The organism is Tahibacter sp., from assembly GCF_032229445.1.
Classification (GTDB): domain Bacteria; phylum Pseudomonadota; class Gammaproteobacteria; order Xanthomonadales; family Rhodanobacteraceae; genus Tahibacter.
This window is the reverse complement of sequence record NZ_JAVTWC010000026.1, coordinates 71,940-94,110: the sequence shown is the minus strand read 5'-3', so window position 1 is coordinate 94,110 and position 22,171 is coordinate 71,940. Positions and strand designations below refer to the sequence as shown.

The 22,171-nt window shown below is 67.7% G+C and carries 15 protein-coding genes; 9 read left to right on the top strand and 6 right to left on the bottom strand.

Translation table 11 applies throughout. The annotated features are described in order from the left end of the window. Window positions 1-30: 30 nt before the first annotated feature. The 3 genes from RUU78_RS06225 to RUU78_RS06215 form a co-directional block, all read right to left on the bottom strand. Window positions 31-507, bottom strand: a complete 477-nt coding sequence (locus RUU78_RS06225; RefSeq protein ID WP_313914772.1) for a DUF3592 domain-containing protein — start codon at window positions 505-507, stop codon at window positions 31-33. 276 nt (window positions 508-783) lie between these two features. Beyond that, window positions 784-1,488 (bottom strand): Bax inhibitor-1 family protein, encoded by a 705-nt coding sequence (locus RUU78_RS06220; RefSeq protein WP_313914769.1) that lies wholly within the window; start codon window positions 1,486-1,488, stop codon window positions 784-786. Between the two features lie 308 nt (window positions 1,489-1,796). Beyond that, window positions 1,797-2,840: a hypothetical protein gene (locus RUU78_RS06215; protein WP_313914767.1), complete on the bottom strand. Its 1,044-nt coding sequence runs from the start codon at window positions 2,838-2,840 to the stop codon at window positions 1,797-1,799. 257 nt (window positions 2,841-3,097) lie between these two features. Between RUU78_RS06215 and RUU78_RS06210 the strand changes: the two genes are divergently transcribed. The 3 genes from RUU78_RS06210 to RUU78_RS06200 all read left to right on the top strand — a co-directional run bounded on the left by RUU78_RS06210 (window position 3,098) and on the right by RUU78_RS06200 (window position 6,620). Further along, complete coding sequence (locus tag RUU78_RS06210) at window positions 3,098-4,687, top strand: AAA family ATPase (protein ID WP_313914764.1); 1,590 nt, start codon at window positions 3,098-3,100, stop codon at window positions 4,685-4,687. Window positions 4,688-4,771: 84 nt separating this feature from the next. Then, the gene (locus tag RUU78_RS06205) at window positions 4,772-5,881 is read left to right on the top strand and encodes a general secretion pathway protein GspB (RefSeq protein ID WP_313914761.1); all 1,110 of its coding nucleotides are present in this window, start codon (window positions 4,772-4,774) and stop codon (window positions 5,879-5,881) included. Window positions 5,882-5,933: 52 nt separating this feature from the next. Further along, window positions 5,934-6,620, top strand: a complete 687-nt coding sequence (locus tag RUU78_RS06200) for a rhomboid family intramembrane serine protease (RefSeq protein ID WP_313914759.1) — start codon at window positions 5,934-5,936, stop codon at window positions 6,618-6,620. A 22-nt stretch (window positions 6,621-6,642) separates the two neighbouring features. Here the strand turns inward: RUU78_RS06200 and RUU78_RS06195 are convergent, their stop codons facing one another. The 3 genes from RUU78_RS06195 to gpmI form a co-directional block, all read right to left on the bottom strand. Beyond that, complete coding sequence (locus RUU78_RS06195; protein ID WP_313914757.1) at window positions 6,643-7,956, bottom strand: S41 family peptidase; 1,314 nt, start codon at window positions 7,954-7,956, stop codon at window positions 6,643-6,645. Between the two features lie 134 nt (window positions 7,957-8,090). Then, the gene (locus tag RUU78_RS06190) at window positions 8,091-9,305 is read right to left on the bottom strand and encodes a peptidoglycan DD-metalloendopeptidase family protein (protein ID WP_313914755.1); all 1,215 of its coding nucleotides are present in this window, start codon (window positions 9,303-9,305) and stop codon (window positions 8,091-8,093) included. A gap of 97 nt (window positions 9,306-9,402) precedes the next feature. Then, window positions 9,403-10,935 carry a 2,3-bisphosphoglycerate-independent phosphoglycerate mutase gene (gene gpmI, locus RUU78_RS06185; protein ID WP_313914753.1) on the bottom strand — a complete coding sequence of 511 codons (1,533 nt, stop codon included), beginning with the start codon at window positions 10,933-10,935 and terminating at the stop codon, window positions 9,403-9,405. 208 nt (window positions 10,936-11,143) lie between these two features. Here gpmI and RUU78_RS06180 point away from each other — a divergent pair, with 208 nt between their 5' ends. From RUU78_RS06180 to RUU78_RS06155, 6 genes are all read left to right on the top strand, one after another. Continuing rightward, window positions 11,144-11,800, top strand: a complete 657-nt coding sequence (locus tag RUU78_RS06180; protein ID WP_313914751.1) for a hypothetical protein — start codon at window positions 11,144-11,146, stop codon at window positions 11,798-11,800. 159 nt (window positions 11,801-11,959) lie between these two features. Beyond that, entirely contained in the window at window positions 11,960-13,645 is a 1,686-nt protein-coding gene (locus RUU78_RS06175; protein WP_313914749.1) for a M28 family metallopeptidase, read from the top strand. A gap of 255 nt (window positions 13,646-13,900) precedes the next feature. After that, window positions 13,901-14,650 (top strand): tetratricopeptide repeat protein, encoded by a 750-nt coding sequence (locus tag RUU78_RS06170; protein ID WP_313914747.1) that lies wholly within the window; start codon window positions 13,901-13,903, stop codon window positions 14,648-14,650. A gap of 208 nt (window positions 14,651-14,858) precedes the next feature. Further along, window positions 14,859-18,125 (top strand): PDZ domain-containing protein, encoded by a 3,267-nt coding sequence (locus tag RUU78_RS06165; RefSeq protein WP_313914746.1) that lies wholly within the window; start codon window positions 14,859-14,861, stop codon window positions 18,123-18,125. Window positions 18,126-18,278: 153 nt separating this feature from the next. Continuing rightward, window positions 18,279-18,527 carry a YcgL domain-containing protein gene (locus RUU78_RS06160; protein WP_313914786.1) on the top strand — a complete coding sequence of 83 codons (249 nt, stop codon included), beginning with the start codon at window positions 18,279-18,281 and terminating at the stop codon, window positions 18,525-18,527. A gap of 187 nt (window positions 18,528-18,714) precedes the next feature. Next, window positions 18,715-22,122, top strand: coding sequence for an ankyrin repeat domain-containing protein (locus RUU78_RS06155; RefSeq protein WP_313914744.1), 3,408 nt, complete (start codon window positions 18,715-18,717; stop codon window positions 22,120-22,122). The last annotated feature ends 49 nt before the right edge of the window (window positions 22,123-22,171 follow it).

Here is a 22,171-nt window from a genome sequence, read left to right as displayed (position 1 = left end):
GGAGCGCCACACACCCTGACGCCTGTCGGACTACGCCGTCTGCGCGTCCACAGCCTCTTCCGGCTTCTTGCGCAGACGCCAGACCAGCAGGCCGATGCCGGCGAGCAACATCAGTGCGCCGACGCCGTACTGGAAACCCGATTCGTCCTTGTGATCGGCCAGCGCCACCGTGCTGGTGTCTTCGGGCAGGTAACGCACCGACACGGTCGTCGGCTTGTCTTCCGGCGCGTCGCGCAGTTCCTTGCCGAGCGTGGTCGGCACGCTCAGGTTGGCGTCGACCGTGCGGTTGTCGGGCGTGACGAAGCTCACCTTGGCGTGGAAGTTCCGTTCGCTGCCGCGCTTCTTGCTCCAGGTCACTTCGGTCACCACGGCGTCGGTGACGACGCCGTGGTCGGCCAGCGCCTTGCTGTCCCTGGCTTCGTTGTAGCCGGCGCCAATCATTACCGGACCGCCGACAAGCAGCACCAGCAAAATCAGAATTCCACGCAGTTTCCCCAGAAAACCCATGTCGTACCCCTGTGTCTGTTCGCCCCGCCGCGCCTACGCGCCAGGAAGTGGTGAGAAAAAGTGAGAAGGAAAGACTATCGGATGCGCTGCGGATGCCACATCGGCCGATGGGCAACCGCCGACCCGTCAACGGCGGGATGGAACATTCGTCCCTGAAGCAGATTCACCGTCGGGCGGTGCCGCTTTGCCGGTACGCCGCCGTCGCGGCGACCGGCGCGGCGATCCCTCCCTGGATCGCCGGTCCTGCGTCGGTACAGCAGTCGATACGAGGCTGGATCAGTCGTCGCTGCTGGCCAGCGAGAGCAGGATGCGCAGTACGTAGAAGAACATCAGCGCGACCGAGGCGAACAGGTGCAGCGCGGCGCCGGCCGGACGATCTTCCGGGTAGTGGTGGATGATCTGCGAGGTGTCGTACAGCACGCAGCCGCCGGCGAAGATGACCATGATCGCGGAGAACCAGATGCCAAGCTGGAAGCCGAAGATCGCGCTGGCCACGATCGCGCCGAGTGCGACGAAGCCACCGATCTTGAGCAGACCGCCGAGGAAGGAGAAGTCCTTCTTCAGCGTGAAGGCGGTGAAGGTCAGGCCGCCGACGAGCACCAGCGTGATGAAGGCGGCTGCACCGATGGCGCCCGGAGCGATGTTGGCGGCGATCGCGAGCAGCGGTGCGAAGATCAGCGCTTCGGCGACCACGTAGATGCCCAGGCCGATGAGTTGCTTGCCGTTGCTTTCGGCATTGTCGGCCCAGCTGCTGGCGAGCCAGCCGACGACCATGAAGGCACCGAGGAAACCGATCCAGGCCCACTTGCTCGCACCCATGAGCTTGAGCATGGCGACGCCGACGCCCGACATGTAGAACGCCGTGGAGATCAGCGTGAACGCGACGATCGCGGCGGCCAGATGCACGTAGGCCGAGCGGATGAAGCCGATGCGACTGCTGCCTAGCCCCGCTTCCGGAAGTTGTTGCGTTGTGTATTCCATGGAGTAACCCCTAAGGCGAATGACATTCGGGCTCGGAGCACAACGGCTGCAGCCGTTGCCGGTGCGGGCCGACGCCGCGCCGGATGCATCCGGAAGCCAGGTTGGAAACGTAGCGCCAGCGGAATCCGGCGCCGGCACAGTCTACACGCGGGGCCAGGCCGCCAGCACTGGCGGATTCGTCAAGTCGGACCGTCCAGCGGCGCAAGCGCTTGACGTCGAAGACGCCGAAGCAACCGAAAACAGTGTCGCACCGGGGTCGAGCAGCAGATCGCCCCGGGCCCGCCGAAGGCTCACGGGCTTTCAGAGGTTCATCGGTGCGGGGGCAAGCCCTGCGGGAACAACACCTCGAAGAAGCTCCAGTCGCGCAAGTAGGCAATGGCTTCGTCGCGGCGCAACGGCCGTTCGATCGTGCCGGACGGATCGCCGGGCGCGTTCTCGCGTACGGCCCTCGGCAACGGCAGCTCCACGCCGTAGAGCACGAATCCCGGACGCTCGCCTTCGGTGCGGATCGAGCCTTCCGCGTCGAGCCAGCCCTGGCGCAGCCCGTCGCCGGGATGGCTGCGTTTGAGCAACGGCAACAGGCGCAGCGCATGAGTGACACCGCTTGGCGCGGGCCCGCGCCATTCGTTGCGCAGCAGCACTGCCAGCGCGCGCGCCTCGTCGCCTTGCGCGCGCAGGACATCGGCGCGCAGTCCCGCAGGATCGATACCGGAGCCGAGCTGCGCGAAGCCGCAAATTCGCCGATTCGTGCCGCCCGTTTTGTCGAGCACCCAGTCACTGGGTTCCGGTCCGACCTGGGACATCGGCGCCAGTGCGGTGCGCATACGGGATATCAGTTCCGCACTGTCCTCGCCTTCGTCATCCTCCGACAGGACCACGGGGGACGACGCCAGCCGCTCCAGGCGCGACCTCGCCGCCGCGACCTCGCCGCTGCGCACCTCGTGGGCGACCAACGCGATCTGCGCGTAGGCCTCGAACGTCCTGTCGCCGCCTGCCCGACCGGCCAGCAACGCGACGAATTTGGGTATCGCCTGATCGAAATGTCGCACGGCTGCGTCCCGTTCACCGGGCCGCAGCAAGAACGGACGCAGCCAGCGGTCGTCGGCCAGCTCGTCGGATTCTTCCACGTAGTTTTCGACCACGTCCTGCGGGTGCATCAGGGCGAGAAGCACCGCCCCTTCATGGAATCGTTCTGCGTGGCTGTCCTGCGTCGCTTCCAGCGCGCGCTCGATGGCGGGCAAGGCATCGTCCCAGCCGCACTTGAGCGTTCGAGCGAATGCGTAGCGCTGCAGCCATTCGATCGCATCGTCGCTGCGCGCCTGGGCTTTAGCGATCTGGGCAGCGGAAGGCATGGGGGGGCATGCGGCCTGCGCGGACGCGGCAGCGAAGAGGAACCAACACACCAACAAGCGGTTCATAGCTGCGTCCGGAAATTGCTTGGCGCGCCTGATGCTGCCCGAGCGCACGCCATGTCGCTATCCGCCCAATAACGTCCATTTAGCCAGCCGTCAGCGTTTTTTTAACGCGGAGCGCCGGATGGCATCGGTTAAGCTTGCCCGCCCCGCCTGCCAGACCGGCCCGGCGGGTCGCCGTCGAGGAACCCGGCCGCATGTATCTGGAGCACTACGGTCTCAAGGAAACGCCGTTCTCGATCACCCCGGATCCGCGCTACGTTTTCCTGAGCGAGCGTCACCGGGACGCGCTCGCGCACCTGCTGTACGGAATTGGCAAGGGCGGTTCCGGCGGCTTCGTGCAGCTGACCGGCGAGGTCGGCACCGGCAAGACCACGCTGTGCCGCCTGCTGCTGGAACAACTGCCCGAGAACACGCGCGTCGCGCTCGTGCTCAATCCCAAGGTTTCGCCAGTGGAACTGGTCGAAACGGTCTGCGAGGAACTCAAGCTCGATATCGAAGGCCGACGCGGCAGCCTCAAGGCGCTGGTCGACACGCTCAACACCTTCCTGCTCGACGCCTACGCGCAAGGATTGCGCGTGGTCCTGATCGTGGACGAGGCGCAGAACCTGTCGGTCGAGGCGCTGGAGCAGGTGCGCCTGCTGACCAACCTGGAAACCCCGACGCAGAAACTGCTGCAGATCATCCTGCTCGGCCAGCCGGAGCTGCGCCGTCTGCTCGAGCGCGACGACCTGCGCCAGCTCGCCCAGCGCATTACCGCACGCTACCACCTGACCCCGCTGAACTCGGAGGAATGCGAAGCCTATGTGCGCCATCGCATGGCCGTCGCCGGGTCGCGCAAATTGCCGTTCTCGCGCCTGGGCCTGCGCGCGCTGTATCAGCGCTCCGGCGGCGTGCCACGCCTGATCAATGTGATCGGCGATCGCGCGCTGATGGCCGGCTTCGCGCGCGAGACCGACAGCATCGGCGAGCGCCTCGTCGATCTCGCCGCCGACGAGACCCTGCCGGGTCACGCGCGCTACTACCTGCGTCGCTACGGTCGCAGGGTCGCGCTGGGCCTGATGATTATCGCCGCGACAGTGGGCGTGGCCTGGCTGCGCCGGGCCGCGCCACCGCCGCCCGCACCCGTCGCGCCGGTGCCGACCGTGGTGCAGGCCGACGGCGCAGCCGTGCTGGGCGAAAAGCTCGGCACGGTCGACGGTGCCGACCTGATGGCCTGGACGCAGCTACTCGCACGCTGGCAGGTCAGTTCACGCGACGTAAGCGTCGCCGACGCGGCACGCTGCCAACCGCATATCTTCCCCGGCTTCGACTGCCTGCGCGGTAAGGCCACGCTGGACCAGTTGCTGCGCTTCGACCGTCCGCTGCTGCTGGAACTCGAGTACGAGGGCAGGCGCGGCCTGGCCCTGTTGCGCGGCGTGGCCGGCGACGCCGTTAAGCTAGACTTTGCGGGCGTCGGCTATCGCCTGACGCGCGCGGAATTGAAACGCCTGTGGCAAGGCGGCTTCGCCGTCACCTGGCGCCTGCCGGCCGACACGCCGGTACCGTTGCGCCTCGGCGACGCGGGCAACGCGGTCAGCTGGACCAAGCAACAGCTCGCGCGCCTGGACGGCAACGCCGAAGCCAGCCTCGGGCCGGCCTTCTTCGATACGGTTCTGGAAGAGCGTGTGCGCAAGCTGCAGGTCGCCTACGGGCTGACCGCCGACGGCATCGTCGGGCAGGAAACCCTGTTCGCGCTGTCCTCGCTCGCGGCCGACGGGCCGCGGCTGGCACGCAGTGTCGACTGAACGATGTGCCGAGCCGGTTTTATCAAGCCGTTTTGACCGAACCCCTTTGCTTAAACTGATTCTGACGACCAAGACCCGACCCCCATGTCCCTGATCCATGAAGCGCTGAAGAAAGCGGAACAGCAACGCCGCCTGGGTGAACCGCCAGGCCTGGCGACGCCGTTCGCCCGCTCCCCGCGGCAGCGCTCGCTGCTGCCTTACCTCGCGGCAGCCATCGTCATCGCGCTCGGTGCGGGCTGGTTTCTGACGCGGGACACCGCGGCCCCGGAAAAAGGTGCCCCTGCGACAGCGAGCAGCGAGGCGGCGACGGCAAACAGCAAGACCGCTCCAACGAGCGCCACACCGGCAGCAGCGACTGGCGGCACCGCAGCGGCCGCATCCGGTGCCGATCCGGCCTCGGCGAGCAGCGCCTCGGAACGCCGCCCGACCATGGGTGCGAACGCAGTAGCCAACACCAATCTGGTGACCACCTTGGCACCGCCGCCGCGGCTGAACAACCAAGCGCCGGCACAGAGCAATCCGCCGACCGTCAAAGAAATCGCCGAGCGCGAATCCGAGCCGCATCCACCCGGCGCCAATCCGCTCGCGCCGGGCGAGGCCGCGCCGCTGACCCTGGGCGCCGCGCCGCCAGAAACGCCGGTCAACGATCCCGCGGGTCTGGCCAGCAAGATGGCAGTCAAGGAAAAAGAGCGCGGCGCCGATGCGGCGGCGCCGCCGACCCCGGAATCCGGCCGCTCGCCGTTCATCAAGGAACGCCCGAGCCAGCCGCCGACCCAGGCAGCGAAATCCCCACGACCGACGACGCCTGCCGTCTCCCAGACAGCGGTACCCCCAGGCGGGACCGCGGGGCTCATGCCGCCGGAAACGAGCGCGCCGACCGCCGCACCACCGCCACCCACACCGCCGGTTGCAGCAGCAGCGCCGTCCCCGGAAGCGCCAGCGGTGCAACCGCTCGAGCAATTGCCGGTCTATTGGCAACTGCCGTACAACGTGCGCAAGGAATTGCCCGATCTCAAGATGTCGATGCACGTCTACAGCGCCACGCCGGCGCAGCGGTTCGTCGTACTCAACGGCAATCGTCAGGTCGAGGGCGACGAACTCGGCGGCGACGTGCGCGTCAGCGAGATCCGCAAGGACGGCGTCGTGCTGATCTTCCAGGGCCAGCGCTTCATCGTGCCGCGCGGCGGTTCATGAATCGTTCCTGCGCCGCTCGCCGGCGCTGACAGCAGCGCCAGCGAGGGGTTCCGTGGTCTTCATCCGTGTCGAATCGCGCCGCCGTCCGGGTCCACCGTGGGCAACGATCAGCATCGTCGCGCTGAATGTGCTGGCGTTCTTCTGGCTCGCGGCCACCACCGGCGACGAGCGCCTGGCCCTGCTCGCCCGCTGGGGCACGGTGCCCGCACGTCTGTTCGACACCAGCGCGCCGCTGATCCGCCAGCTGATCGAACTGCGCGCCCTGCGTCTGTTCAGTGCGCTGTTCGTACACGCGAACTGGCTGCACCTGACCGGCAACCTGCTGTTCCTGATGATCTTCGGCCTCGCGGCGGAACGCCTGCTCGGTTCGCGCCGGTTCCTGACGCTCTACCTCGTCGGCGGCGCGATCGCCAATCTCGTCGGCGCCCTCACGCTGTCCAGCGCGGTCACGCCCATCGTCGGCTCCAGCGGTGCCGTGTCGGCCGTGGTCGGCGCCTACCTCGCCCTGTTTCCGCGCTCACGCCTGGGCCTGGTGCTGCCGCTCGGCCTGTTCCTGGAATTCGTCAAGGTGCCCGCGCCGGTGCTGATCGGCTTCTGGGTACTGCTGCAATTGCTGTTCACCTACGTCGGTCCTACCTTCGGCGCCGTCGTCTGGTGGACGCACATCGCCGGCTTCTTCGTCGGTGCCGTGATGGCGCTGATCTCGCGACCGGCCATAGCCCGGCGCCTGCGCCAGTAGGCAAGGCGCGAGACCCGGCGACTCAGCCCTTGGCTGGCGTACCGGTAGTGGGCTTGCGCAGCGCCATGGCCTTGAGCACATGCATGGCTTCGTTGAGGGCGTAGTCGTCGAGCGGCGGCGCTTCGGTGTTCGCGGCGGCCGCTTCCGGCTTTTCGTCCTCGCCCTTGAGGTGATTGGGTAGGTCACGCTCGCTCGGGATCAGCGACGGCGGCGCATCGCGCACGGCGAGCTTGAGATCGCGCAGCTCGATGTCGGGTGCGATGCCGGTGGCCTGAATCGAGACACCGCTGGGGGTGTAGTAGCGCGCCGTGGTCAACTTCACCGCATGACCGTCTTCGAGCGGCAGCACGGTCTGCACCGAACCCTTCCCGAAGGTCTTCTGGCCCAGGATCAGGCCGCGATGGTTGTCCTTGAGCGCGCCGGCGACGATTTCGGCGGCCGAGGCCGTGCCGCGGTCGACGAGGATCACCAGCGGCGCCGCTGCGGCGAGATCGCCGGCCGTGGCGCTGAAGCTCAGATCGGTATCGTTGAGGCGTCCACGCGTGGACACGATCACGCCGCTGTCGAGGAAGACATCGCTGACCTCGACCGCCGCGGTGAGCAGGCCGCCAGGATTGCTGCGCAGGTCGAGCACGACGCCACGGATCGGCAGATCCTTGCCCTTGAGCTTGGCGAACTTGCGCTTGAGCTCGGCACCGGTTTCCTCCTGGAACTGGCTCACCCGCAGGTAGGCGTAGCCCGGCTCGAGCCAGCGTGCCCGCACGCTCGCGACCTTGATCTTCTCGCGCTTCAGGGTGATGTCGACCGGCACCGACTCGCCTTCGTGCAGCACGGTCAGCACCACGCTGCTGCCGGGACTCCCGCGCAGCAGCTCCACGGATTCGTTGACGTTGTCCGAAGACACCGGCTTGGCGTCGATGCGCGTGATGATGTCGCCGGCCTTGATGCCGCCGCGCTCGGCTGGCGTGTCGTCGATCGGTGCGATCACGCGCAGCACGCCGTCGATCGTGAGCACTTCCAGGCCGAGGCCGTCGTAGGCGCCGCTCGTACCTTCGGTCAGATCGGTGAGCTGGCGTGGGTCGAGATATTCGCTATGCGGATCCAGGCCCGAGAGCAGACCCTTGATCGCCGCCTCCATGAGCCGCTTGTCGCCGACGTCCTCCACATAGGCCTGCTTCACGAGGTTGTAGACCGCGGTGAAGGTACGCACATCCTCGATGCTCACACCGGCCTTGGCCGCAACGGCCTCCGGCGTTTCCGGGGTGGCCGGCGCATCGGCCTGGACCGCGAGCGCGAAGGCGGAAAGGGCGAGGAAAAGCAGTGAACGCGACGGCATGGGGAAGGCTCCAGCGAACGTGCAACGACTATACAGCGGCGACAGCGGGGCTTTGATCGATACGGTCTGACCGGCGCTGCACCCAGAAGTGCCGGCGTGCACGCGACTATCAAGACCGGACCCGGTCTCGCGGGTCAGGACGCGGGCTTGAGCCAGCCGCGCGGATCCAATGGCTTGCCGCGCGCGCGCAGCTCGAAGTAGAGGCCGGCACTCTTGCGTCCGCCGCTCGAACCGGCCGTGGCGATGGCCTCGCCGACGTCGACCCAGTCTCCGACATCCTTGAGCAAGGATTCGTTATAGCCGTACAGGCTCATGTAGCCGTCGCCATGATCGAGAATCAGGATGAGTCCATAGCCCTTGAGCCAATCGGCATAGGCGACGCGACCGTGCGAGACGGCGCGCACTTCCGCGCCGTCGTCGGCGGCGACGACGATGCCGGAAATCGCGCGGCCGGAATCGTCGCTGGAGCCAAAGCCGACCGCGACCTTGCCAGCCAGCGGCCATGGCAACCGGCCACGACGGTCGGCGAAAGGCTCGGCCGCCGTGAGTTCCTTGGGGATGTCGGCGAACACATCGCGCAGGCGTTCGAGCAGTTCGAGCAGCGCTGCCTCGTCCTTGCCGAGCGCAGCCAGGCGCGCCGCCTGGTCGCGCAGGCTCAGATCCAGCGCATCGAGCATGGCCTGGCGCTCGACACGCTCCGCATCCAGCCGCGCGCTTTCGCCATTGCGCTCGGCGCGCGTCGCGCCGATCTGCGCGACCTGCTCCTCGATCGCCTGCTGCACGCGTGCGAGATCCGCAAGGTCGGCCAGCAGTTCACCGATGCGGCCCATGCGCGCACGCTGGAAATAGCGGTGGTAGGCCAGCACGCGCGAGGTCGTGGCGACTTCGTTCTGCTGCAGCATCAGCTTGAGTTCCTCGTGCCGGCCCAGCGCATAGGCCGAGCGCAGCAGCGCGGCGAGCGCATCGCGCTGCGTCGCAAGCTTGTGCTCGAGTTCCTTGCGCGCCCGCTGCAGCTGGTCCAACGCCTGCTGCTGCTCGGCCAGCTTCTCGTCGAGCTCGCGCAGCTCGCGCGCGATCGACGCAATGCGCGTCTCGCGCTCGCGCAGCTCGACCGCGACGCCGCCTTTTTCCGCTTCGGTGGCCTTGCGCTGCTCGGCGAGTTTGCGGATTTCGTCACGCGTGGCCTGCAGCTTGCGTTGCGCCTCGCGCTCCTCGGCGCCGGCTGCGACCGCTTGGGTCTGCGCAGCGGACGGTACGGTCTCCTGCGCCAACGCGTCGAAGCAACAGACAAGCAGCATGGCACCGACCGCAACGAAAACGGCCTGCTGCGCTACGTGCCGCGCCGTCATGAGCAACCCTCGCGAGGCCGCACAGTAGCCCGATGCGCCGCGCATCGGATACCCGGCGACAGCGCTGCACCCGGCGGACGTAGGCACGCAGGCGATCTCAGGCGTCGAATGTCAGCAGCGAACGCCCGGTCATTTCCGCCGGCGCAGGCAGTCCCATCAGCGCCAGCGCGGTCGGCGCGAGATCGCGCAGGGCGCCGTGCTCGATGCGCGGATGGCCTGGTCCGACGTAGACCAGCGGCACGGGTCCGACCGTATGCTGCGTATGCGGCTGGCCGTTCTCGTCGATCATCTGCTCGAGATTGCCGTGGTCGGCGGTGATCAGGATCGCGCCGCCGACGGCGCGGATCGCGGCCTCGATGCGGCCGAGCGCGACGTCGACCGCCTCGACCGCGGCAATGGCCGCCGACAGCAGACCGGTATGCCCGACCATGTCGGGATTGGCGATGTTGCAGGCGATGAAGTCGAAGCGCTGCGAGGCGATCGCATCGACGAGCCGGTCGGTAAGTTCGGGGCAGCTCATCTCGGGCTGCAGGTCATAAGTGGCGACCTTCGCGCTCGGGATCAGCAGGCGCTCCTCGCCTGCATACGGCGTTTCGCGCCCCCCGGAAAAGAAAAACGTGACATGCGCGTACTTTTCCGTCTCGGCGATGCGCAGCTGCGTCTTGCCGAGCGCGGCCAGGTATTCGCCCAGCGTATTGGCCATCGATTGCGGGCGATACGCGACCGCAGTGACGGCGAGGCTGGCGCTGTACTCGGTCAGCGTGACGAAGGCGGACAGCGCGACGCGACGCTCGCGAACGAAACCGTCGAACGCCGCATCGGTGAAGACCTGGGTCAGCTGGCGCGCGCGATCGGCGCGGAAGTTCATGAACACGATCGCGTCGCCGTCGCGCAGCGGCGCCCCCGCGCCGATGACGGTCGGCTTGACGAATTCGTCGTTCTCGCCACGTGCATACGCCGAGGCCAGCGCGCCGATGCCGCTGGCGGCGTGGTATTCGGACTTCGCATCGATGATCGCGTCGCAGGCCAGTTGCACGCGGTCCCAGCGATGGTCGCGATCCATCGCGTAATAGCGCCCGCCGACCGTGGCGATGAACGCGCCGGGGGTGTGGGCGCACTTGGCTTCGAGCGCACGCAGCGACGGTTCGGCGCTTTTCGGCGGCATGTCGCGGCCGTCGAGGAAGGCATGCACGGCGATGCGCGGAACGCCTTCGCGCGCGGCCAGGTCGAGCAGGGCGAAGATGTGGTTTTCGTGACTGTGTACGCCACCCGGCGACATCAGGCCGAAAACCTGCAGCGTCCCGCTGCCGGCGCGGGCCGCGGCGCAGGCCTGCAGCAATGCCGCATTGTTGAAGAATTCACCCGTGGAAATGTCGTGATCGATGCGGGTGAGGTCCTGGTAGACCACGCGGCCCGAACCGATGTTCATGTGCCCGACTTCGGAATTGCCCATCTGACCGTCGGGAAGGCCGACGTGCAGGCCATGCGTGTCAACGAGGTCGTGCGGGCAGGTCGCCAGCAGGCGGCGCCAGTTCGGACAATGCGCGAGCGCGATCGCATTGTGGTCGGTTTCGACGCGATGGCCCCAGCCATCGAGGATCAGCAACAGAACGGGCTTGGGTGCGGTCACGGCGGGAACGGCTGCAGTCGCGGAACGCGCATGGTAGCGGAATCGCCGCAACCCGGAGTCCGCCCGGCATGACCAATGGCAGGGTCACCTCTGGGATTGCAACCCTTTGCGGGAACCTCGCATCAGAGTTGCTGCCAGCAGGAAGCCACGCTTCCGTCATCACCGGGGCCGTCGCGGCCGCCGGGTTCACTTTCACAGGAGTCGTTTCATGGTCACCCGAACGCTTGCTATCGCCCTCTGCGTCATCTTCTCCGCTACCGCCCAGGCCGGCAGTACCGGGCCGGACATCGACAAGGTCAACGGTTCGATCCGCATCGACGAAGGCCAGCTCGCCGGTGATCTCGAAACCGTCAACGGATCCATCCACCTCGCCCCTCACGCCAAGGCCGACTCGGCCGATACGGTCAACGGCTCGATCGAGATCGGCGACGACAGCGAACTGAAGTCGGCCGAAACCGTCAACGGCGCCGTCTCGCTGGGCCAGCGCGCCCGCGTGCACGGCGACGTCGAGTCGGTCAACGGCGCGATCACGCTGGAGCGCGGTGCCGAGATCAGCGGCAAGGTGTCCAACGTCAACGGCCGCATTCGCACGGAAGCGGCACGCGTCGGCGGCGACATCGAGACCGTTGCCGGCGATATCGAGATCGGCGCGGACTCGCGCATCGACGGCGGCCTGCTCGTGGAAAAGCCCAGCGGCTGGTCCTGGGGCAAGCAGAAGCTGCCGCGCGTCGTGATCGGCCCGAACGCAGTCGTGCAGGGACGCCTGGTATTCCAACGCGAAGTCGAGCTTTACGTCAGCTCCAGCGCCAGGATAGGTGCGGTCGAAGGCGCGACGGCCAAGTCCTTCAGCGGGGCGACGCCGTAACAAAGGCAAAGCGAGGCGCATGCCGGTAGCGGGAGCCGCGCACGGCTCCCGCCGAACCCCTGGCGAACGTAACGCATGGCGCCTGTCATGACTTCCGGCCTGGCCGCGAATACGCGAGCGCACCTACACTCGCGCTTTGCGTGTTCTTCCGGAGGCTTCATGCGCCACGTCATTCTCATCGCGAGCGCCGCACTCACGCTCGTCGCCTGTTCTGAAGCACCGCCGCCGGCAGCACCGCCCGCTCCCGCCGCTGCGACCGCGCCGGCCACGTACAAGTCGACCTTCGCCAGCAGCGGCGTCGACTTCGCCGAACGTCTGAAGAAGCTGTCCTCGGACGAATTCGAGGGCCGCGAGCCGGGTACGCTCGGCGAGCGCCTGACCACGGCGTACCTCAAGGACGAGTTCGAGCGCATGGGCCTCAAGCCCGGCAACAACGGTTCGTGGTTCCAGTCGGTGCCGACCGTCGAGACCGCGCTGCAGAACACCGATCTCACGCTGGCCATCGCGGTCGGCGGCGGCACAGAGACCTTCGCCTACAAGACCGACATGGTCGTCGGCAATCTCTCTGCCAAGCCTGAGGTGACGCTGAAGGATTCCGAACTCGTCTTCGTCGGCTACGGCGTCAACGCGCCGGAACAGAGCTGGAACGACTACGCCGGCCTGGACGTCAAGGGCAAGACCGTCGTCGTGCTCGTCAACGATCCGGGTTTCGGCAATAACGACGCGGAACTGTTCAAGGGCCGCGCCATGACCTACTACGGCCGCTGGACCTACAAGTTCGAGGAAGCCGCTCGCCAGGGTGCGGCCGCCGCGCTGATCGTGCACGAGACCGAAGGCGCCGGCTACGGCTGGGGCGTGATCGAGAACAGCTGGAGCGGGCCGCAATTCGACCTGCCGTTGAGCGAAGACCCGGCACCGCGCCTGGACGTGGCCGGCTGGATCACCAAGGCCTCGGCCGAGCGCCTGTTCGGCAAGGCCGGGATAGATTTCGCCGCGCTCAGAAAGAGCGCCGACGTGCGCGGTTTCAAGGCTCAGCCGCTCGGCGCGAAACTGTCGGCCACGCTCAAGAGCACGATCAAGAGCGGCACGTCCGACAATGTCATCGCATTGCTGCCGGGCAGCAGCAAGCCCGACGAAGCCATCGTCTACAGCGCGCACTGGGATCACCTGGGCAAGGACACGACGCTCAGCGGCGACCAGATCTACAACGGCGCGGTCGACAACGCGACTGGCGTCGCCGGCCTCCTCGTCATCGCCGAGGCCTTTGCCAAGCAGAACCCGGCGCCGCAGCGCTCTATCGTGTTCGCCGCCGTGACGCTCGAAGAATCCGGCCTGCTCGGTTCGCGCTACTACGCGACGCATCCGCCGATTCCGATGGACAAGACCGTCGCCAACATCAACATGGACGCACTGAACCTCGTACCGACCGCGCGCAACTTCGCCGTCGTGGGCTTCGGCCAGTCCGAACTCGACACCTACCTCAAGGACGCCGCCGCAACCCAGGGCCGCGTCGTCACGGCCGAGGAATCGCCGGAGAAAGGCTTCTTCTTCCGCTCCGATCATTTCAACTTCGCGCGCAAGGGCGTGCCGGCGCTATATGCCAAGGGCGGCGTCGACCTGTTCGAGGGTGGCGAAGCGGCCGGCCGCACGGCGTTCGACGACTACGGCAAGAACCGCTACCACCAGGTTGCCGACGAATATCGCGACGGCATGCCGCTGGACGGTGTGATCGCGGATCTCGAAGTCATGTACAAAGTCGGCAGCAAGCTGGCCGGCGAGGCGAGCTGGCCGCAATGGGCTGCGGACAGCGAATTCAAGGCGGCGCGGGACGCGAGCAAGAAATAGCTATTTTGTTTTATATGCGAAATCTATAAATGAAATCAGCCGCCACAACCTCCCTCTTCCCCACGCTCGCTTGCGAACGTTGGGAAGAGGTCTTTTTGTTGCGTCATCCGCACATCTGACTTCCGCTCAGGGGCGAGCTTTGAGCGAGCCCAGGCGAGGGGAAGAGCACGGGCCGCACTTCGATTGCGCCCGCGCGGCTTGCGCGGTTGCCGGCCCGGCGACAAGCTTCCACGTCCCCGTGCCACTGCCCCGCCCATGCCCATCTTCCTGATCGTTTCGGTATTGCTGCAGTTCTTCTGCCTGGTGCACATGGTGCGCACGGGCCGGCCGCACTGGTGGCTGTGGGTCATCGTGATCGGCTCCTTCCTCGGCGTGGCCGTGTATGTCTTCACGCAGGTGCTGCCCGACCTGCGCAACGATCCGGCCAGCCGCCGCCTCGTGCGCACCGTACGCGACCGGATCGATCCGGAGCGCCAGCGCCGGCACATCGCACAGCAGCTCGACGTCGCGGACACCGTGGACAACCGCCGCCGCCTGGCCGAGGAATCGCTGCGCCTGGGCGACTACGCGAATGCAGCGGAGCTCTATCAGTCCGTGCTCAAGGGCATCTACGCGACCGACCCCGCCTTTCTGCTCGGCCTCGCGCGATCGCAGGCCGGACTGCAGCAGTACGCCGCCGCGCGCGACACGCTCGATACGCTGATCAGGGCCAACCCGCAGTTCCGTTCCGACGACGGCCATTTTCTCTACGCGCGCTGCCTCGAGGAACTTGGCGAACACCAGCGGGCGCTCGACGAATACGAAGTGCTCGCGTCCAGCTATCCCGGCGAGGAGCCGCGCCTGCGCTACGGCCTGCTGCTCAAGCAGCTGCAGCGTCCCGGCGAGGCGCGCCGCGTGTTCGAGGACATGCTCAAGCGCGCCCGCGCGGCGCCGAAGTACTACCGGCGCAAGGAGCAGGCGTTTCTCGACGCCGCGCAGAGGGAACTGGCGGCGCTGCCGCATTGAAGTCGAGGAAAATACGGTAGAAAAGTGAGAAACGAGTAAACAGCAGAGCGACTCCGGTTCACATCACTGTGCCGGCCCGGCTGCATCGGCCCGGCTTCCGCTCAGTCGTTTCTCACTCCTCCTCCCTCTGCACTAGCCCTTTTGGCCCAGGGCAGACCGCGTCGCCTTACCTACAATCGGGCCAGCCATCTCCCGCAAGGAACCGCCGATGTCGCTGTTCGTTTCCGCCGTCCTGCTGGCCGCCGCGACTACCGCGCCCGAAGCGGGAAGCAGCCGTGTGCTGCGCTTTCCCGATATCTGCGGCGATGCCGTCGCCTTCGTCCAGGCCGGCGACATCTATCGCGTCGCGGCCGCCGGCGGCACAGCGCAGCGCCTGACGTCGCACATCGGCAACGAGCTGTACCCGAAATTTTCGCCGGACTGCCGCTGGATCGCCTTCTCCGCCGAATACGATGGGACGCGCCAGGTCTACGTGATACCGGCCGACGGCGGACTGCCGCGCCAACTGACCTGGTACGCCGACGTCGGCAGCATGCCGCCGCGCGGCGGCACCGACTATCGCGTGCTGGACTTCAGCCCGGACGGCAGTAATGTGCTCGTGCGCGCGAATCGCGTGCCGTACGACGAGCGCAGCGGCCGCCTCTACCAGGTGCCGGTCGCTGGCGGCCTGGAAACACCGCTGGCCATGCCCGAAAGCGGCGGCGGCATGTTCTCGCCCGACGGCAAGTCGGTGGTCTACACGCCGATCGACCGCGACTTCCGCAGCTGGAAACGCTATCGCGGCGGCCGCGCGCAGGACGTCTGGACCTACGACCTGTCCAGCAACACCTCCAGGCGCCTGACCGACAACCGCGCGACCGATCACCAGCCGATGTGGATCGGCGACACCATCTATTTCGTCTCCGACCGCGGCCACACGCTGAATCTCTGGTCCATGCCCACGAGCGGCGGCGAGGCGCGCCAGCTCACGCGCTTCGACGATTTCGACATCCTCTGGCCCAGCGCAGGCAAGGACGCGCTGGTATTCGAGCAGGGCGGCTGGATCTGGCGTTTCGACCCGGCCACGGCGCAGGCAGCCAAGATCGACATCCGTGTGACCGGGGACCAGCCGCAGGCGCTGCCGGCCTGGAAGAAAGTCGCCGCACAGATCGAATCCTTCGACGTCTCGCCACACGGCGAACGCGTCGTGTTCGGCGCGCGCGGGGAACTGTTCAGCGTGCCCGCGAAGAACGGCGAGATCCGCAACATCAGCAAGACTCCGGCCGCGCGCGAGATCAGTGCGACCTGGTCGCCCGATGGAAAGAGCATCGCCTACCTGTCCGACGAAAGCGGCGAATACGAGGTCTACGTGCGCAGCCAGGACGGCAGCGGCGAACCGCGCCGCGTCACGCGCGACGGCGGCATCTGGCGCTTCCCGCCGGTCTGGTCGCCGGATTCGGGCAAGCTCGCCTATGCGGACAAACGCCAGCGCCTGCGCATCGTCGATGTAGCGAACGGCAGCCAGCGCGAGGTCGACCAGAGCACGTTCGACGATCTCACCGACTACGTGTGGTCGCCCGATTCGAAGTGGCTGGCTTACGCCAAGGCCAACGCGGCCGGACTGTCGCAGGTATGGCTGTATTCGCTGCGCGACGGCAACACCGACGCCGTTACCGAGGCAACGAGCAACGCATTCAATCCGGCCTTCGATCCCAAGGGCCGCTGGCTATATTTCCTGTCCAACCGCGACTACAACCTGACCTTCAGCGCGTTTGAACAAAACTACCTGTATACCAATGCCACGCGCCCCTACGCATTGACCCTGGCCGGCAGCGGCCCGGCGGTCTATCCGCTGCCCAGCGACGAGGTGAAGCCGGTCGCCGCAGCGGCAGCCGACAAGCCTGCCAAGGACAAGGGCAAGGACGCAACCGCCGCCGCGATCGCGAAAGACATCAGCGTCGACCGCGACGGTATCGTCGGGCGCGCCGTCGCACTCAAGGTCGGCTCGGGCAACTACCGCAGCCTGCAGGCCGGCGGCGACGCGGTCTACTTCCTTTCCGGCAATCCGCGCCAGCAGCAGCCACTGGAACTGCGCCGCCTCGCGCTCGACGCGGACCAGGACAAGGCCGTCGCTGCGAACATCGCCGACTACCGCCTGTCCACGGGCGGCGACATGCTGCTGCTCAAGCAGGGCGAGCGCTTCGCCGTGGTCAAGGCCGATGCCGGCCAGGACTTCAACGCCGGTGCGCTGAATCTCGACAAGCTCGAGCTCTACGTCGACCCGCGCGTTGAATGGCAGCAGGAGTTCGCCGACGCCTGGCGCATCCTGCGCGACTGGTTCTACGATCCCGGCGTGCACGGCGGTATCGAGCGCTGGAATGCGATCCGCGACCGCTATGCCGCGTGGGTGCCGCACCTCGGCAGTCGCGCCGATCTCGACTATCTGCTGCAGGAAGTCGCCGGCGAGCTCAATGCCGGTCATGTCTACGTGCAGTCCTCGTCGGACATGCCCAAGGTCGAGCGCCGCGCCGGCGGCCTGCTCGGCGCCGAGTTCGCGACCGACGCCTCCGGCTATTTCCGCTTCGCGAAGATCTTCGCCGGCGAGAACTGGAATCGCGACCTGCGCTCGCCGCTGACCGAGACCGGCGTCAACGTCAAGGAAGGCGAGTACCTGATCGCGGTCGACGGCGTCGATGCGCGCAGCGTGAAGAATCCCTACGCGCTGCTGCAGGGCCGCGGCGATCAGGTCGTGAGCCTCAGCGTCAACCGCCGGCCCAGCGCCAGCGGCGCACGCGAAGTGCGCGTGCGCACGCTGACCTCGGAGCTGGGCCTGCGCTACGCCGACTGGGTCGCGGCACGCCGCGCCTATGTCGACAAGCTGTCCAACGGCCGCATCGGCTACATCCATGTGCCGAACACCGCGGTCGAAGGCAACCGCGAACTGAACCGCGGCCTGCTCGCGTATCACGACAAGGAAGCGCTGATCATCGACGACCGCTACAACGGCGGCGGCTTCATTCCCGACCGCATGATCGAACTGCTCGCACGCACGCCGCTGAACTACTGGAAGCGCCGCGGCGTCGATCCGGCGCCGACGCCACTGGTATCGCACGACGGACCCAAGGCGATGCTGATCAATGGCCTGTCGAGTTCCGGCGGCGATGCGTTCCCGTACTATTTCAAGAAATTGAAATTGGGACAATTGATCGGCACGCGCACCTGGGGCGGTCTGATCGGCATTTCCGGCAATCCCGGCCTGGCCGACGGCGGCAGCGTGCTGGCGGCAACCTTCCGCTTCATGAGCACCGACGGCCAGTGGGCCGTGGAGAACGAAGGCGTGGCGCCGGACATCGAGGTCATCGATCGGCCCGAGCAGATCGCCGCTGGCAAGGATCCGAGCATCGAGAAGGCGGTCGAGGTACTGCTCGGCCAGCTGCCTGCAAACCCGAAGCCGCGCCTGCAGGCGCCGCCGGCACCGGCGAAATTCGGGGATTGATGGCAGGGCAGATACGGACAGGCGCTCGGGCGCCTGTCCGCCCGTTGTCTGCCATCCACACCGGATCGACGATGTTCCTGCCCGCGCAACCTCCCGCGCAACGCTCCTCGTCGTACGCGCTACCATCGACGCGGTCTACCGGGAGAGCCCATGATGCAATGCTTTGTATACAAAAGCCTGCGCCGCGCCGACACGTTTGTCTATCTGCGCGAACGCGATGCGTTCGAGCTGGTGCCGCCGACACTGGCCGCCACGCTGGGACCGCTGAGCTTCGTGATCGAGCTGGCGCTGTCGCCGGAACGCAGGCTGGCGCGCGAGGATGTAGATACCGTCATCGCGAATCTGCGGGGTCCTGGCTTTCACCTGCAGTTGCCGCCACCGCCAGTGGGGACCACGCAATGAAGCGGCTCTGCGGCACCGCAACATGAACGGCGCGACAGGCTGAACCGGGTTTTACCGCGGGCGCGGTAGTAACTGCATATACTCGCGCGGGTTTGGCCGTTCGCGCGGAAACGCCGGCGGCCCGGGCGCGACCGCAGCGGATCGCCCGGCCTGTTCCCCACCCGCCCGATCTGTACGGAAGTTCCGCGTGCCCCGAGCCAAGCCGACGCGCCTTGCCGCCTTCGTCGCCAGCCTGCCCTACTTCCTGCCGGCGGCGCTGTGTCTGCTGATCGTCGCGTTCGTGGTGCATCCGGCCGTGCTGCTGCTGCTGCTCGCGGCCAATTCCCTCACGCTGGCGGCCATCTGCCACGGCCTGGGCTTCGACCAGGAAGACAGTTTCGCGCGTACGGTGCTGCGCCGCGGCGCAGCCCATTTCGTTGTACTGGCCACGTACACCGCCGCGGTGATGCTGCTGCTCGGCTGGCCGCTGGCCTGGCTGCTGCAGGGCGGTTCGCTGCCGGCGACGATGTGCCTGTCGGCGGCGGTCGTCGTCGCCCTGCTGCTGCTCTGGCGCCTGTGGCCGGCCTTCGGCCTCGTGCTGGTCTGGGACGACGCCTATCCCGACGACGAACAGGGTTCATGGATATTGACCGCGGTGTCGCGCAGTGTGAGCTTTGCGCGCCATCTGACCGGCGAGCACGAATTGTTCTTCAGCCACGGCCTGCCCGTGGCCCTGGCGCAGTTGGTCATGGTCTGTCTGGCCGTCGGCATCGCCGGACTTGGCCAGGGTCTGCCGACGGAACTGCGCACTCTGTTGCTGTTGATCTATGTAGCGGCGCTGCCACTGGCGCAGTTGCTGGTCGCAAACCGCTGTCTGCGCGCGCTGCTGACGGCGCGCCGCGCGCGCTACGCCCAGACGCCGGCGATCCGTACCGATCCCGCCGTCGGCGACTGCGCGCTGCCGCGCGAGCTGCCCACTGGCCTTGCCCCGGCCGAACTCGACGCCGCGCTGCTGCACGCCACGCGCTGCGGCCAGGTCGAACTGGCACTGGCCGCGCTCGAACGCGGTGCAGATCCGAATACCGTGCCAGGTGCCGGCGAGCGCGACCAGCGCAGCGTGCTGATGCTCGCCACGACACTGCCCGAGGTGCGCCTACTGCGCGCGCTCATTGCCAAGCGCGCCGATGTGAACCGCGTGCATGCGGGGCTGAGTCCGCTGCTGGCCGCAACCCGCGACAGCTACCAGGGCCGCCCCGATGCCGTACTGACGCTGCTCGCCAACGGCGCCGACCCAGCCATCGGCGACGCGCGGGGCAATACGGCCCTGCACTACGCGGCGCTCGCCGCCGAGCCCATCGTGGCGGCCATGCTCATCGACGCCGGCGCGCCGCTGGCCGCGATCAATCGCGACGGCCTGACGCCGCTGGGGCAGGCAGCCCATGCGGCAAACTGGACATTGTTGCGTTTCCTGCTGGAACACGGTGCACGCAACGAGGTCGAGCACGCCCAGCCGGCGCTGAGCGCGGCGGCGGCGATCGCAGACGACGACATGACCGGCGTGAAGCTGCTGCTCAAGCAGAAGGCGCGCGTCGATGCGCAGGGCCCGCTGGGACGCACCGCGCTGATGGCCGCCGCGCTGAGCGGCCATGCGGCAATTGCGCGCTGCCTGCTCGATGCGGGCGCCAGCGTCGACCTCAGCGACAGCCATGCCACGACTGCGCTGATGGAAGCCGCGCGCGCCGGCGCCGCCGAGGTGATCGCCCTGCTTGCAGCGCGCAAGCCGGATCCGAACCGTGTCGATCATCTCGGGCGCAGCGCGCTCGCGATCGCATGCCAGTCACGCCAGGCGAACGCGACCGTGGTGCGCGCGCTGCTCGCGCTCGGCATCGACCGCCATCGTCCCTGCACCGACGGCCGCCGCGCGCTCGATCACGCGATCGCCGGTGGACGCTGGGATCTGGTCGCCCTCATCGATCCGGACTACGCCTTGCCGAGTTCCGTCGCCGAAAGTGCGGGCAGCGCGGTCGCCGACTCGCCGGCCCATCTGCTCGACGCACTGCGCTTCGGCCACTGGACCATTGCCGAAGGGCTACTGCCGCGGCTGGGTCAGTGGTCGCAGGCCGACCTCGCCGGTATCTGGCTCGAACTGGCGACCCACAGCGACGCGCGACCGCGCCAGTGGCTGCTCAACCACGGCCTGCGGGCCGACGCGTTCACCACGCGCAGCAGTCTGTTTTCCGCTGCGCTGGAGCGCCTGCCCGATGCCGCGGCCGCGGTGGCCGAGCTGGTCCAGGCCGGCGCCAACAGCGGCGGCGCGGGCGTACTGCGGCGCGTGCTCGAAGCCGCGCGCGGCGTCAGTGATGCGACGCGGCGCGAACAGCTCCTCGCCCTCGCGCTGGATCTCGCCCAGCGCGGTGCCGACGCGTTCGCCGTCAACGAGCAGGGCGAATCCGCGACGCACCTCGCCGCGCAGCTCGGCGCCGCTACGCTGCTGGATCGCCTGCTCGATGGTGGCGCCAACCCCAATGCGCGCGATCAGGCGGGCCGCACGCCGTTGCATGCGGCGCTGGGCCTGCCCCCGGCGCAGCTCGATGGTGTCGTGCAGTCGCTGATCCGACACGGCGCCGATCCGGAACTGGCCTCCAACGACGGCGAAACCGCGCTCGGCCGCGCCCTCGGGGGCGGCGGCAAATCACTGCAGTACTGGCTGCACTGGCCGAAATGGCCACTGCCGCGGCGTCGCCTGCGTGCCGAAGATCTGGTCGCCGCTGCTGCCTGTGGCGACACGGCCGCGGTCGATCGCCTGCTGACCCTGGGCCTGCCGCTGGAAGGGACCGACGCGCAGGGTGCAACGGCGCTGCTGCGTTCCTGCGGCCACGGGCATGGCGATGTGGTGCGGCTCCTGCTGAGCCGAGGTGCGGATGTGGAGCACGCGGCAGCGGGTGGCGCGACCTGCCTGTCGGCCGCGGCAAGCGCGCGCCGCGACGGCATCGTCGACCTGCTGCTCGCGCACGGCGCCGCGCTGGACCGGAGCCTGCCCGGCGGCGGCACCACGCTGATGATCGCCGCGGCGCTGGGTTTTCCCGAGCTGGTGGAGAAATTGCTGGCGAGCGGAGCCGATGCCAACGTCGCCGACGAGAAAGGCTCGACCGCGCTGCATGCCGCCGCGCACTACGCCTTCAGCCATGCCGGGACGCGCGCGCGCGCCGTGCTCGAAGTGCTGCTGCGCCTCGGCGCGGCCCCGAACGCGCGCAATGCCAAAGGCCAGACCGCGCTGCTGCTGCTGGTCGGCGGCCGCGCCGATCCGGGCTCACCTTGCGATCCGGCGCAGCTCGCACACCTGGTTGCGCTGCTGCTGGATTTCGCCGCCGATCTCGACGCGCAGGACGAACGCGGCGTCAGCGCACTGCATGCGTGCGCGATCCACGGCCTGCTCGGCTGCGCGCGCCAGTTGCTCGCGCGCGGCGCCGAGCGCGATATCCGCGACCGCCTCGGGCGCCGGCCGGCCGATCTCGCCGAACTGCTCGGCCATGTGGATGTTGCGGCTGAACTGGGTTCCAGCACGGCGATTCCCAGCCTGGCGCAGATGCTGCGCCAGCCGGCAAATCACGGCTGAAATGCGGTCAATGAGCAATCAGAAGTGAGTCGGCAGTAACGGCAGAGGC